At 69.0% G+C, this 13583-nt stretch carries 13 protein-coding genes; 6 read left to right on the top strand and 7 right to left on the bottom strand.

What is annotated here, in order from left to right; all coding sequences use genetic code 11:
- On the bottom strand, positions 1-2685 hold a 2685-nt coding region (locus EPO51_RS24705), incomplete at its 3' end, for a TonB-dependent receptor plug domain-containing protein (RefSeq protein ID WP_293356181.1).
- Between the two features lie 391 nt (positions 2686-3076).
- On the opposite strand from EPO51_RS24705, the gene EPO51_RS24700 reads away from it, so the two are divergent.
- On the top strand, positions 3077-3613 hold the full coding sequence (locus EPO51_RS24700; protein WP_293356178.1) for a hypothetical protein: 537 nt from the start codon (positions 3077-3079) through the stop codon (positions 3611-3613).
- Here the strand turns inward: EPO51_RS24700 and EPO51_RS24695 are convergent, their stop codons facing one another.
- The 3 genes from EPO51_RS24695 to oppB are packed head-to-tail and all read right to left on the bottom strand — an operon-like array spanning position 3614 to position 6584.
- Entirely contained in the window at positions 3614-4789 is a 1176-nt protein-coding gene (locus EPO51_RS24695; protein ID WP_293356175.1) for an aspartyl/asparaginyl beta-hydroxylase domain-containing protein, read from the bottom strand.
- Positions 4789-5664, bottom strand: a complete 876-nt coding sequence (locus tag EPO51_RS24690; protein WP_293356172.1) for an ABC transporter permease — start codon at positions 5662-5664, stop codon at positions 4789-4791. Before EPO51_RS24690 ends, EPO51_RS24695 begins: the two co-directional genes overlap by 1 nt.
- Positions 5661-6584 (bottom strand): oligopeptide ABC transporter permease OppB, encoded by a 924-nt coding sequence (gene oppB, locus EPO51_RS24685; protein ID WP_293356169.1) that lies wholly within the window; start codon positions 6582-6584, stop codon positions 5661-5663. The genes EPO51_RS24690 and oppB overlap by 4 nt, the downstream gene beginning before the upstream one ends.
- Positions 6585-6708: 124 nt before the next feature.
- Here oppB and EPO51_RS24680 point away from each other — a divergent pair, with 124 nt between their 5' ends.
- Both EPO51_RS24680 and EPO51_RS24675 read left to right on the top strand, forming a co-directional pair.
- On the top strand, positions 6709-7119 hold the full coding sequence (locus EPO51_RS24680) for a TIGR01244 family sulfur transferase (protein WP_293356166.1): 411 nt from the start codon (positions 6709-6711) through the stop codon (positions 7117-7119).
- Entirely contained in the window at positions 7116-8024 is a 909-nt protein-coding gene (locus EPO51_RS24675; RefSeq protein ID WP_293356163.1) for an MBL fold metallo-hydrolase, read from the top strand. Before EPO51_RS24680 ends, EPO51_RS24675 begins: the two co-directional genes overlap by 4 nt.
- Here EPO51_RS24675 and EPO51_RS24670 read toward each other — a convergent pair.
- Positions 8021-9403: an aminotransferase-like domain-containing protein gene (locus EPO51_RS24670; RefSeq protein ID WP_293356160.1), complete on the bottom strand. Its 1383-nt coding sequence runs from the start codon at positions 9401-9403 to the stop codon at positions 8021-8023. The genes EPO51_RS24675 and EPO51_RS24670 overlap by 4 nt on opposite strands.
- Positions 9404-9480: 77 nt before the next feature.
- Here EPO51_RS24670 and EPO51_RS24665 point away from each other — a divergent pair, with 77 nt between their 5' ends.
- Positions 9481-9909: a DUF983 domain-containing protein gene (locus EPO51_RS24665; protein WP_293356157.1), complete on the top strand. Its 429-nt coding sequence runs from the start codon at positions 9481-9483 to the stop codon at positions 9907-9909.
- Here the strand turns inward: EPO51_RS24665 and EPO51_RS24660 are convergent.
- Together EPO51_RS24660 and EPO51_RS24655 are read right to left on the bottom strand one after the other, a co-directional pair.
- Positions 9906-10304, bottom strand: a complete 399-nt coding sequence (locus EPO51_RS24660) for a DOPA 4,5-dioxygenase family protein (protein WP_293356154.1) — start codon at positions 10302-10304, stop codon at positions 9906-9908. The two genes, EPO51_RS24665 and EPO51_RS24660, sit on opposite strands and share 4 nt — an antisense overlap.
- 69 nt (positions 10305-10373) lie before the next feature.
- Entirely contained in the window at positions 10374-11267 is an 894-nt protein-coding gene (locus EPO51_RS24655) for an AraC family transcriptional regulator (protein ID WP_293356190.1), read from the bottom strand.
- A gap of 164 nt (positions 11268-11431) precedes the next feature.
- Between EPO51_RS24655 and EPO51_RS24650 the strand changes: the two genes are divergently transcribed.
- On the top strand, positions 11432-12394 hold the full coding sequence (locus tag EPO51_RS24650) for an SDR family NAD(P)-dependent oxidoreductase (RefSeq protein WP_293356151.1): 963 nt from the start codon (positions 11432-11434) through the stop codon (positions 12392-12394).
- Positions 12395-12472: 78 nt separating this feature from the next.
- On the top strand, positions 12473-13570 hold the full coding sequence (gene ychF, locus EPO51_RS24645; RefSeq protein WP_293356148.1) for a redox-regulated ATPase YchF: 1098 nt from the start codon (positions 12473-12475) through the stop codon (positions 13568-13570).
- The last annotated feature ends 13 nt before the right edge of the window (positions 13571-13583 follow it).

Here is a 13583-nt window from a genome sequence, read left to right as displayed (position 1 = left end):
GTTGAAGTGGCGCCATTGCAGGCTGAGCGAGAAGTCCTTGAACCAGTCGCCGTATTCGAACGGCGTGGTCCAGGTCAGGCGAGCCTTGTGACGCCATTCCGGGTTCGGCGAGGACAGACCGCCCGTGACCGAGCAGATCGTGCCGTAGTAGCCGGCGCAGTCGAAGTAGTCGTCGCCGGGCAGGTTCTGCGTGGCCAGTTCGTCGAGCCAGGTGCCCACGAAGTTCAGGCTGATGCCGCCCATGTTCTCGAGACCGAGGTTCTCGAGGTCGGTGCGGTAGCTGGCGTTGACGTCGATACCCTTGGTGCGCAGGGCGCCGGTGTTGAGCGTCGTGTCCTGAACGAAGCCTTGGTTCGACAGCCAGATCGAGCCCTGCGAGTCCCGGTTGACCAGGTTGCAGAAGAACGGATCCAGGGTGTTGACGCAGCGGTTGATGATGGTGTCGGCGCCGATGCCGCCGATGAAGTCCTTCACCTTGATGTCGAACCAGTCGACCGAGACGTTGAAGCCCGGCAGGAACGACGGCTGGTAGACCACGCCGAAGGTGTAGGTGTCGGCGGTTTCCGGATCGAGGTCCGGGTTACCACCGGTCTGGCCGTTGTATTGGTTGGCCGGGTTGGCTTCGATCGCCAGGACCTGGGCGGTGGTCAGGCCGAAGGCCTGGGCGCAGCGGGCGACCAGCGGGCTGGAAGCCGCCAGGCCGGCGCAGGGGTCCTGGGTGCCGTCGAGCACGACGTTCTGCGGGCTGAACAGCTCGAGGACGTGCGGGGCGCGAACGGCGCGGTTGTAGCCGCCGCGGACGCGGAAGCCGTCGATGGGCTCCCACTCACCGGCGATCTTGTAGGTCTCGGTGGTGCCGATGGACGAGTAGTCCGAGTAGCGGAACGCCAGTTCCATCGTCAGGTTCTTGGCGAAGGCCATGTCCTGCACGATCGGGATGCGGGTTTCCGCAAAGAGCTCGTACACATCGAACGAACCGTTCACCGGCGGGGCCGCGCCGCCCGAGCCGTTCAACTGGCCTGAGGACGAGATGAAGTCGGAGGCGAAGTCGAGGGTTTCACGACGGTACTCGGTGCCGAACGACACGCCCACGCCGTCATTGGCCCAGGGCGACTTCACGCCGTACTCGGTGAGGTCGCCACCGATGTTGAAGTTCACCACCCGCTCGAACAGGTTACCCGAGGAGGTCGAGGGCGTTTCCAGGAAGTCGAGCGCCGCCTGGGTCACGCCGCCCAGCTGGAAGATGTTGTACGGCACGCAGCCACCCGACGGATCGGCGCACTGCGGGCCGGTCGGGGTTTGGACGACGTTCAGCGCCTGGTTGATGGCCGGGGTGCGGAAGAAGCCGGTCTGGGTCTGATTGAACGACACGCGACCGTATTGCATCGCGAAGTCGTAGTTCCAGTTGTCGTTCAGGTCGCCGCGGACGCCCACGACGTAGCGGTACTGCTGGTGCTGCGTCTGACCCTGACGGCCGCCGCCTTCGACGTTGCGGCGCGAAACCGTGCCGGTGAAGGTGCCCGCCGGGTTGGTGGCGCAGGTGCCGCCGCCCGAAGCCGCCGTCGCGTTCAGCAGGCCGCGCTGTTGCGCCGACAGGAACGGGTTGGCGCAGTTGACCGAGAAGGTGCCGGCGAAGATGCCGCCCGCCGCGATCTGGTACGTGGACGTGTCGTCCATGAACATCACGTCGGCGTAGGCCGTGGCCCACTCGTTGATCTCGTAGTTGGCGAAGGCGCCCAGGACGTAGCGGTCGTCGGGACGCTGATAGTAGTTGTCCGGACCGAAGTTGAAGGTGTCGGTCGCCGCGTTCCGCAGACGGAAGGTGTTGCCGGGGCCGGCGGGGTCGACGACGTAGCTGCCGACGCGGGCCGGGAAGGCCGTGCCCGAACCGCCGCAGCCGGCGGCGGCGAAGGTGTCGCCCGAGTTCAGCGTGCACGACGAGAAGTCGCGGTTGCCCTGCAGGATCGGCTCGACGTGGCGGTAGCCGGCGTAGGCGGTGACGTTGCCCTTACCGTCCGGCGAGTTGACGCCGATGATCAGGGTGACCTGCGAGGACTCACCGTCGCGGACGTTGTCCTTCGGCAGTTTGAAGAACTGCGGGTTGGCCGCCTTGTCCTGGGCGGCCTGCACGACGCCGGCGACGCCGTTGTCGTTCTCGTGCTGGTAGATGCCGTACTGGGTGTCGACCCGCACGCCCTCGAAGTTCTTCGACATGATGAAGTTGACGACGCCGCCGACGGCGTCGGCGCCGTAAACGGCCGAGGCGCCGCCCGTCAGAACGTCGACGCGCTCGATCAGGGCCGAGGGAATGAAGTTGATGTCGGCGGCCAGGGCGCCGCCCGTGGTGTTCGGCGTGCCGGGCATCAGGCGGCGGCCGTCGATCAGGACCTGGGTCCGCGTGGCGCCGAGGCCGCGCAGGTTGATGGTGGCCGTACCGGTCGAGCCGTTCGACAGCGAGGCGCCCTGGGCGGAGAACGCCTGGGGCAGGCTGTTGATCATGTCTTCGACCCGGGTCACGCCCGTGGCCTTGATTTCGGCGGCGCTCACGGCGGTCACCGGGCTGACGCTCTCAAGGTTCGGCGACGGAATGCGCGTGCCGGTGACGACCACTTCGGAGATTTCATCCGAGCCGGTCTGGGCCGCGGCTTGCGACGAGAGGCCCAGCAGGGCCGCGCCGCAAATCATAGAAGACGCCAAAAGGCGTTCCCGCATGGACTTGAATTTCACGGTCTAGATCCTCCAGCGGTCCTGCCGATGCGGCGGCCGCTTCCCCACAAAAAGAGATCGGTCCCGGAAACGGCCTGCGCCCCCGGTTACGCTGGAGTTACGGGGCCGTACCACGACCGGTCAACGAACATTAGCTATCCGCAATGTTTCGGGCGCCCACCTGTCGCATTCTGGTCACAGATTGCCGCATCTCGACTGAAACCCGGCAAGGTTTGGCCTGGGTTTGTGACAGCGCCGGCTCGTGGCGCCCGTGGTCCGGGGAAGGATTTGCCCCTTTCGTCGCGGCCCGTTGCGTCGCGGGCGCACCCTCGCTTAATGGGCGCCACAGGTCATTCCGAGGTTCAGCGAGATGAAGACGATGGCGATGCGGACGATGGGCGTGGCGCTGGCGGCCGCCGCGCTGTGCGGCCCGGCGGCGAACGCCCAGCCCAAGCCCGAGGCGCGCTCGGCCATGCTGCAGAAGCTGGTCGACTGCCGGAAGCTGACCGACGAATCGGCGCGTCTTGCCTGCTACGACCAGGCGACCGTCGCGCTCGACCAGGCCGAGGCGAAGGGCGACATCGTCGTCGTCGACCGCGAACAGGCCCGCAAGGTGCGTCGCCAGGCGTTCGGCTTCTCGGTGCCCTCGATCACCCTGTTCGAGCGCGGCGAGAGCAAGGAAGAGCTGGAGAACACGACGGGTGTCGTGGCGGTGGCCCGGATCAACGGCGCCGGCAAGTGGGTGATCAAGCTGGAGGACGGCGCCGTCTGGACCCAGGTGGACGCCAACGAGCTGTTCCGCGATCCCAAGCCCGGCATGCCGGTGAAGATCCGCCAGGCCAGCATGGGGAGCTTCCTGATGACGGTCGACAACACCCGCGCCTTCCGCGCCCGCCGCACGGAATAGCTAGCCGCCGTAGAACGCGTTGCGGGCGGCCATCATCGCGCTGATCCGTTCGCGCTCGCCCGGTTCGAGGAACGGATTCCAAACGTCGAAGATCAGGATGACGCGCAGCTCGTCGGCGTCGTTCCAGGCCTCGTGTTCGATGGTGTCGTCGAAGATCCAGGCCTGGCCCATCTTCCACTCGCGCGTCTCGTTGCCGACGCGGAAGCGCGCCGGCCCGGGCAGGATCAGCGGCAGGTGGCAGAGCAGCCGCGTGTTCGTCGATCCCGTGTGCGCCGGGATCCGCGTATGCGCGTCCAGGGCCGAGAACATGGCGGTGGGCGCAAAGCCCGGCTGGTGGGCCATCGGCAGCGTGTCCAGCAGCGCCGCTGTCCCGGGACAGGTTGCGCAGACCGCATCCTGCCTGACCCCGTCCTTCCAAAGGAACAGCGAGCTCCAGCGCCGGGAGTGGTTGAGCTCCTCCCACTGGTTGGCGGGCTTGTCCTTGGCGAAGGCGATGTAGGGCGCGAACGCATCCATCTGGGTGGCCAGCGCGGCCTGCAGCTCCGATACGATCATCGGCGTGGCGGCTTCCAGCTCGGGCAGCCAGGGGAACAGCTCGCGCGGATAGAACGGGATGGCCGGCAGCCGGGGATAGTGCAGCAGCAGCGGCTCGTGGTTGTAGACCTTGCGCCGACCCGCGTAGACGCCGATGGCCTCGTCCAGCCGGCTCTTGGCCAGTTCGCCGCCCACCTGGTCCAGCGAGCCCATCTGGTCGCGCAGATAGGTCTCCAGGGCCTCGCGCGTCTTGTTCACGACCTCGCGGGCCCGGGCCACCGGCGCCTTGAGGCCCGGAAGGATGTTGGCCTCGTCGGGCGCCAGCTTCAGCGCGTTCTCATAGACCCTGGCCGCCAGCCGCTCGCCCGACAGCTTCTCGACCACCGCCCCCTTCGAGAGCAGGGCCAGGAAGTTGTAGGGCTCCAGCGCCAGCGCCTCGTCCAGCGCCGCCAGCGCCGCCGTGAGCGCGCCGCTCTGGCGATGGATCATCGCCTTCTGCATCTTCACATGCGGGTCGAACGGCGCGAGGGCCTCTGCCTGGGTCACACAGCCCAGCGCGGCGGCGCGGTCGCCCCGGCGCATGGCGGCGACGGCGTCGGCCAGCAGTTGTTCCGGCGATGCGGCTTGCCCCCCGGCGACCATCACCTGTCCTTGGGATCTATGGCGTCGCGCAAGCCGTCGCCGATGAAATTGAAGCACATCAGGGTCAGCACCATCACCAGCGACGGGAAGATCAAGAGCCACGGCGCGAGCTCCATGTCCGAGGCGCCGCCGGCGATGAGCGTGCCCAGCGACGCCATTGGCGGCTGCACCCCCAACCCGAGGAAGCTCAGGAAGCTCTCCGCCAGAATGACCGCTGGTATCGTCAGCGTCACGTAGACAACGACGGGGCCCAGCAGGTTCGGGACGATATGACGCGCGATGATCGCGCCGCGGCCCAGGCCGGCGGCGCGGGCGGCCTCCACGAACTCCTTGTTCTTGAGCGTCAGCGTCTGGCCGCGCACGATCCGGCTCATGGTCAGCCACTCTACCGCGCCGATGGCTACGAAGATCAGCACGATGTTCGAGCCGAACGTGACCATGAGCAGGATGACGAAGAAGATGAAGGGCAAGGAATAGAGCACGTCCACGGCCCGCATCATCACCTCGTCCAGCTTGCCACCCACATAGCCCGCCACCGCGCCCCAGGCGACGCCGATCACCAGCGAGACGGTGGTGGCCACCAGGCCGATCGCCAGCGAAACCCGGAGGCCCGTGAGCAGGCGGGCGGTCAGGTCGCGACCCAGGGCGTCGGAGCCCAGCAGGTGACCGGCCTGCAGCGGCGGCAGCCAGACGTCGTCCTTGTCCACCTGATCGTAGGCGAAGGGGACCAGATAGGGGCCCGCCACCGCCAGCAGAACCAGCACCGCCAGCACGATCATGCTGGCCACCGCCGCCCTGTTGCGCATCAGCCGGCGCCCGGCGTCGTCCCACAGGCTGCGGCCCTTCACCGGCGCGGAGAGTGTGGCCTCGCTCACGCCAGCCTCACCCGCGGATCCAGCACCGCATAGAGCAGGTCGGCGATCAGGTTCAGGAGCAGGATCAGGGCGGCGTAGAAGATCACCATGCCCATGACGACGGTGTAGTCGCGCTGCAGGGCGCTGATGACGAAGAACTTGCCCAGGCCCGGAAGGTTGAAGATCTTCTCCACCACCAGCGAGCCGGTGATCAGGCCGGCGCAGGCGGGGCCCAGGTAGCTGACCAGGGGCAGGATCGCGGCGCGCAGGGCGTGCTTGCGGACGATCAGGCTCTCCGGCAGGCCCTTCGCGCGCGCGGTGCGGATATAGTTCGAACGCAGCACCTCGATCATCCCGGCGCGGGTCAGCCGCGAGATGATGGCGATCTGCGGCAGGGCCAGCACGGTGACCGGCAGGACGAGGTTCGCCAGCGCCCCGTCGTTCCAGCCCGCGGTGGGCAGCCAGCCCAGTTTGGACGCGATGACCAGCACCAGCAGCGGAGCGGTCACGAAGGTCGGGATGCACACCCCCAGGATCGCCACGGTCATGACCGCATGGTCGACCGTCCCGTTCTGCCGCAGCGCCGCCATCACGCCCAGGCTCACCCCAACCAGCGCCGCGATCGCGATGGCCGACAGGCCCAGCTTCAGCGAGACTGGGTAGTTCTCCTTCAGGATGTCGAGCACCGACTTGTCGCGGTATTTCAGCGACGGCCCGAGGTCGCCGCGGGCCACCCCCGCCAGGTAGTCGAGGTACTGCGCGCCCAGCGGCTTGTTCATCCCGTACTTGGCCAGGACATTGGCCTCGATCTCGGGCAGCAGCTTGCGGTCGCTGTCGAACGGGCTGCCCGGCGCCGCGCGCATCATGAAGAAGGCGGCCGTGATCACCAGGAACAGGGTCGGGATGGCGATGAGCAGGCGCCGTCCGATGTATCGCAGCATGCCGCTCGAGACGCCCCAGAAACGCAGATGACCCTCGCGGCCCTTTTCGGGACCGCCCGTTGCGAAAGTTCCACCCACCCCCGATGATGTCAACGAAGGGCCCACCCCCGCCAGCGAGCACCTCATGTCAGACTTCCGACGCGTCACCGAAGACTTCACCACCGCCCCCCAGATCAGCATCGCCGACGTGGCCGAAGCCGCACGGCAGGGCTTCAAGACCCTGATCAGCAACCGTCCCGACGGCGAGGAGCCGGGCCAGCCCACCGCCGCGGAGATCGGGGCGGCGGCGCAAGCCGCGGGCCTGGCCTTCTTCCACATCCCCGTGCGCGGCGGGCCCACCCCCGAACAGGTCGACCAGACCAAGGCGATCCTGGCCGAGGCCGAGGGCCCCGTCCTGGCCTTCTGCCGCTCCGGCACCCGTTCGATCGTCACCTGGTCGCTGAGCCAGGCGGAGACGGGCGCCCACACGCCGGCCGAGCTGATCGGCCTGGGCCGCAGCGCCGGCTACGACCTCTCGGGCGTCCTGGGCGGATGATCCGCTACGTCCGCGACATCGACATCGAGTACGGCCGCTGCGACCAGGTCTCGCCGCTGATCCGGAGGGTGACGGCCAACAATCCGGGCCCCTTCACCTTCAAGGGCACGGGCACGTACATCGTGGGCCAGGGCGAGGTGGCGGTGATCGACCCCGGCCCGGACGATCCGGCGCATCTCGGGGCGATCCTCGCGGCCATCCCCGGCGAGCGGGTGACGCACATCCTGATCACCCATCACCACTCCGACCACTCGCCCCTGGCCGGCGCGCTGAAGGTGCGCACGGGCGCCACGATCTACGGCTGCGCCGTCGCCGGCCATGAGGAGGAAGACACCGGCGAGGTGAAGATGGAGGCCGGCCACGACCACGACTTCCGCCCGGACGTCAGCCTGTGCGGCGGCGGCCAGGTCTCAGGCCCCGGCTGGACCATCGAGGCCATTCCGACGCCCGGCCACACCTCCAACCACATCTGCTTCGCGCTGAAGGAGGAGAACGGCCTGTTCTCCGGCGACCACATCATGGGCTGGTCGACCACGGTGATCACCCCGCCCGACGGCGACATGACCGACTACCTGGCCAGCCTGGACCGGATCCGGGCGCGGAAGTTCGACACCCTGTGGCCCACCCACGGACCGCCGATCCGCGACGTGGACGCCTTCATCGCCGCCTATATCGAGCACCGCCAGGAGCGTGTGAACCAGATCCTGGGCGCCCTGAAGGCCGGGCCGGCCAAGATCAACGAACTGGTCCCCCGACTCTACGCCGACGTCGATTCGCGCCTGCACCCCGCGGCAGCCCGCTCGATGCTGGCGGCGATGATCCACCTGGTCCGGCGAGGGCAGCTCGCGACCGATGGGGCGGCGGGACCGGAGAGCGAGTATCGGCTCGCAGGCAGACCGACCTAGACAACCACGCGAGGCGCGGCCCCGCCTCCCAGCACGGCCGCGACGCCTTCCAGGGCCGACCGCAGCACCGCCTGCTTCGCCGGCCCGCCCAGTGAGATCCGCAGGCCATTTGGGTGGTCCGGGCCCGCCGCGAAAGCGTCGGCGGTGACCAGCGACAGGCCCTTCTCCTGCGCCAGGCGATGCACCCGGTCCGGCGCCCAGCTGGCCGGCAGGTCCAGCCAGACGTGGACGCCCTCCGCCGCGCCGCGGGCCTGCGGCAGCACCTCGGCGGCGATGGCGCGGCGCGCGCGGGCCTCCTTGCGCACGGCCGCAAGCAGCCGGTCGGCCGTCCCCTCGCGGATCCACGCAGACGCCACGGCCGCCATGAGGGGGGCCGGCATAAGCGCCATGGCGCGCAGGCTCTGCGCCGTGCGCGCCTCCATCCCGCGCGGCGGCAGCAGGAAGGCGGTGCGCAGGCCCGGCGACAGGCACTTCGACAGGGTCGCCAGATGGAAGGTGCGGTCGGGCGCCAGGGTCGCCACCGCCGGGACCGGCTTGTCGAACAGGCGGCTGTACGGGTCGTCCTCGATGAGCCAGGCGCCGCTGGACGCCGTGGCCTCGACGATCTCCCGCCGGCGCGCCAGGTCCATCGTCACGGCGGTGGGATTCTGGGTCGCGGGCGTGAGGTAGACCGCCGTCGGCCGCTCCGCCGCACACAGCCGGGCCAGCGCCTGCGGGTCCATGCCGCGCGCATCCGCCGGACAGACGACCAGCCGCAGGCCGAGCTGGCGGGCCGCCGCCAGGATCCCCGGATAGACCAGCGGCTCGACGATCAGCACCTCGCCCCTCTGGTCGGTGATCGCGGCCAGGATCGCCGCCAGCGCCGTCTGGGCCCCCGGCGAAATCAGCAGGCGCTCGGGCGCCACGTCGCCCAGGCACGGCGCCAGCCACAGTCCCGCGGCCATCTTCTGGCCCAGGCTGCCGCCGCCCGGATGATAGGCCATCAGAGTGGAAGCCTCGGTCCGGCCCAGGATCGCGCCCACCGTCTCCTTGAGCAGCGCGCCCAGCGACAATCCCTGCGGCGGAGGCGGCAGGTTCATGGACAGGTCCACCAGCCCGGCTTCGTCGTCCGCCGTGCGGGCGCGGACGAACGTACCCCGCCCTACCGCCCCTTCGATCAGGCCCCGCGCGCGGGCCGCCGCGTAGGCCCGCGTCACCGTCGTCAGGTCCACGCCCAGGAACTCGGCGACCGTCCGCTGTGGCGGAAGCTGGTCGCCCGGCTGCAGCTCGCCCTCGCGCACCGCCGCCTCCAGCGCTTCGACCACACGGACATAGAGCGGCTGGGTCCCGGCCGGGAGGCGCGCCAGCCAGCGCGCGGACGGATGCGTCACCGAGTCCATTGCGATTTCCACCTTAGACACATACATTACATATTGATTGTATGCGTTCAATATCTGCATTGTATGGAGATGACGCCATGGACTTCACCGGCTGTGAACCGTCAAGCCTCAGCGCCGGCCTGCGCTGCCGCTGCCCCCGCTGTGGCGAGGGCAAGCTGTTCTCCGGGTTCCTGACCATGGCGAAGTCCTGCGACCGCTGCGGCCTGGACTACGGCTTCGCCGATCCGGCCGACGGCCCGGCCTTCTTCGTGATGAGCGGCGTCGGCATCGCGGTCGTCGCCGTCTGGGCCTGGTCGGTGGTCGCCTTCCACCCGCCGCTGTGGCTGCAGTTCGCCACGGTCTTCCCGGCCCTGATCGGCGGCTGTCTCGCCTGCCTGCGGCCGATGAAGGCCTGGCTGGTGGCCGAGCAGTACGTCCACAAGGCGGAAGAGGCTCGCTGGGCCAGCCTGGGGGGCCACGGCGAAGGCGGCTTCGTCTACGACCGCCGCAAGGCGAGCGGCGGCTAGAAGTCCCGCTTCCCGAACCGCGGCACGCCCTGGTTCACGCCGGGCGGATCCATGACCGAAAGGTCCAGGTCCAGCGGTTCGCCGATCCAGAGCGCCAGGGTGGTGTGATCCGCCAGATCGTCATCGGTCAGCGGGTGCACCAGGGCCCTCAAGCCCGACGCCTCGATCAACGGCAAGATCGCCGGCAGCGCCCGCTTCAGGAAATGGATCTCGAACTGCGGCAGCGGATGCGGCCCCACGGGCCGCTCGCGGAGCTTGCCCACCATCCTGAGGTCGGGCATCGCGCCGCTGGTCTGCAGCGCGGTGAGGTGCGCATGCAGGGTGTCGGACGCCGCCCGCTGGTCGGCCGCGTGGTAGATGTGGGCGTGGCAGGGGGCGTCATCAGCGAAGATCATGGCCCGTCGTAGTCCAGGCCCGGGCGGACCGCCAGATATGCAGTCCCGACGTATGGTGGTCCGGTCGTCTCAGGCGTTGGCGAGCGCTGTCGGGTCGCCGCGCAGGCGCTGGGCGTCGCGGGCGGGGGGCCTCCCGAACAGCCGTGCGTATTCCCGGCTGAACTGCGACGCGCTCTCATAGCCCACGGCGTAGCCGGCGCGCGAAGCGTCGTGGTCGGCGATCAGCAGGCGACGCGCCTGCTGCAGCCGCAGGCTCTTCTGGAATTGCAGCGGGCTCATGCCCGTGGCCGCCCGGAAGTGGCGGTGGAACGAGGCCAGGCTCATGCCCGCCAGGTCGGCCAGGGCCTCGATCCTGAGCGGCCGGTCGTACCGGTCCCGGATCTCCCCGATCACCCGGCGCACCTGGGACAGGCGGCTGTCGGCGCAGGCGATCTGGCGCAGGGTCTCGGCCTGGGGGCCCTGGAACAGGCGGTAAAGGATCTCGCGCTCCAGCATCGGCGCCAGGATAGGGATGTCCTGCGGCCGCTCCAGCAGGCGCATCATCCGCAGCCAAGCGTCGATCAGCTCGGGGGTGATTGGGCTGACGCCGAAGCCCGGCACACCGGCTTCCGAGCGGGCCGCCTCCACCTCGGGTAGCAGGGCCGCCAGGGCGTCGCGGTTCAGCGACATGGCGACCGAGACATAAGGCTTCTCGCGACTGGCCTCGCTGACCCGCCCGGACGCCGCCAGCTCGATGGAGGCCACGAAGTAGCAGGCGCGGTCGTAGCGGAGCGTCCGATCGCCCACCACGACCTCCTTGGCGCCCTGCAGCACCAGGCACAGCATGGGCTCGAACAGGCCGGGCCTGAGGTCCGTGGGCTCCGACCACGTGTTGAGCGTGATGCGCGGCATCGGCGTGGGGGTCCCTAAATCCACCGCGTGGCGCGAGACCAGGGCCAGGAGTTCGTCGAGTTGGGCTTCCATGGCCGGCAAGATCGGATCGTTACAGCTCCGGCGCAAGGCGGCGTCACGCTGGCGACACACGGCTTGAGAGGATCAGGCAAGAAGTCGAGGCGATCGGGCGCGCGCACCGCCGCCCCTGCCCCCAGATTGCAGACGAACCGAAGCCGCATCAGACGGAGAACACCATGACTAAGACATTCGGCGCCACATCCACCACCGACGAGGTCCTCGAAGGGGTCGATCTCAGCGGCAAGCGCATCCTCGTCACCGGCGTTTCCGCCGGCCTGGGCGTCGAGACCGCCCGCGTCCTGGCCGCCCACGGCGCCCAGGTGGTGGGCGCCGCCCGCGACCTCGCCAAGGCCAAGACCGCCACCCAGGTGGTCCGCGACCAGGCCGCGAACGGCGGCGGGCTGGAGCTGATCGAGCTCGACCTCGCCTCCCTGGCCAGCGTCCGCGCCGCCGCCGACGCCCTGGTGGCCGACGGTCGCCCGTTCGACGTGGTCATCGCCAACGCCGGCGTCATGGCCACGCCGTTCGGCAAGACCGCGGACGGCTTCGAGACCCAGTTCGGGACCAATCACCTGGGCCACTTCGTGTTCGTGAACCGCATCGCCTCGCTGATGAAGCCGGGCTCGCGGCTGGTGAACCTGGCCTCGGCCGGCCACCGGTTCTCGGACGTGAACCTGGACGACCCGAACTTCGAGACCACGCCCTACACCCCGTTCGGCGCCTACGGCCGCTCCAAGACCGCCAATGTCCTGTTCGCCGTCGAGTTCGACCGCCGGCACAAGGACCGAGGCGTGCGCGCGACGGCCGTCCATCCGGGCGGCATCCAGACCGAGCTCGGCCGCCACATGACGCCAGAGGACATGGACGCCCTGGTGAAGAGTATCGCCGAGGCCAACGAAAAGGCCGGTGTCCCGCCGTTCGAGTTCAAAACCATCCCGCAGGGCGCGGCGACCTCGGTCTGGGCCGGCGTCGTGGCGCCCGCCGACGCGGTGGGCGGCCTCTATTGCGAGGACTGCCACGTGGCCGAGGTCGTCGACGGCGAAGGGATCCGCGGCGGCGTCCGCCCCTACGCCCTCGACCCGGCCAACGCCAAGGCCCTGTGGGCCAAGAGCGAGGAGATGGTCGGAGAACGTTTCTAGCGCTCCCGCCCTGGAGAGTTGGGAGGCGCCGCCGGACGTGCTAGGTGCGGCGCCTTCTCTCTAGGAACTGCATCTTCCATGGCCCTGAAAGTCGCCATCGTCGGCCTGCCGAACGTCGGCAAATCGACCCTCTTCAACGCCCTGACGCAGACCGCTGCGGCCCAGGCGGCGAACTATCCGTTCTGCACCATCGAGCCGAACACCGGCGACGTGGCCGTGCCCGAGCCGCGCCTGGAGACGCTGGCGACGATCATCCCGTCGAAGGAGGTGATCCCGGCGCGGATAAACTTCGTGGACATCGCCGGCCTCGTCCGCGGCGCCTCCAAGGGCGAGGGCCTGGGCAACCAGTTCCTGGCCAATATCCGCGACTGCGACGCGGTGGCCTTCGTGGCCCGATGCTTCATCGACGACGACATCACCCACGTCGAGGGCAAGGTGGATCCCCTCGCCGACCTGGAGACCATCGAGACCGAGCTGATGCTGGCCGACCTCGAGAGCCTGGAGAAGCGCGTCGTCAACCTGGAGAAACGCGCCAAGACCGGCGACAAGGAGAGCGCCCAGACGCTGCGCCTGGTCCAGGCCGCGCTCGTCGAGCTGAACGCCGGCCGGCCGGCCCGCAAGGTCCAGGTTTCCGCCGAGGACGAGAAGGCGTGGCGCATGCTGCAGCTCCTCACGTCCAAGCCGGCCCTCTACGTCTCCAACGTGGACGAGGCGTCCGCCGCCACCGGCAACGAGCTGTCCGGCCAGGTCGCCGAGCGCGCCAAGCGCGACGGCGCCGACCACGTGGTGATCTCCGCCCAGATCGAGAGCGAGATCGCCATGCTGGACCCCGCCGAGCGGGCCGAGTTCCTGGAGACCCTGGGCCTCACCGAGCCGGGCCTGAACAAGCTGATCCGCGAGGCCTACCACCTGCTGGGCCTGCAGACCTACTTCACGGTCGGGCCCAAGGAGGCGCGCGCCTGGACGATCCACAAGGGCGACACCGCCCCGCAGGCGGCCGGCGTGATCCACACCGACTTCGAGAAGGGCTTCATCCGCGCCGAGACCATCGCCTACGAGGACTACATCAACCTCAAGGGCGAGGCCGGCGCGCGCGAGGCCGGGAAATTCCGGCAGGAAGGCAAGGAGTATGTCGTCCGCGACGGCGACGTGCTGAACTTCCGGTTCAACGTCTAGGACCAATTCGAGG

Origin of the sequence: Phenylobacterium sp., from assembly GCF_004297125.1 — a bacterium.
GTDB lineage: Bacteria > Pseudomonadota > Alphaproteobacteria > Caulobacterales > Caulobacteraceae > Phenylobacterium.
Note: the sequence above shows the minus strand (reverse complement) of the source record. Positions and strands in the feature narration are given on the sequence as shown.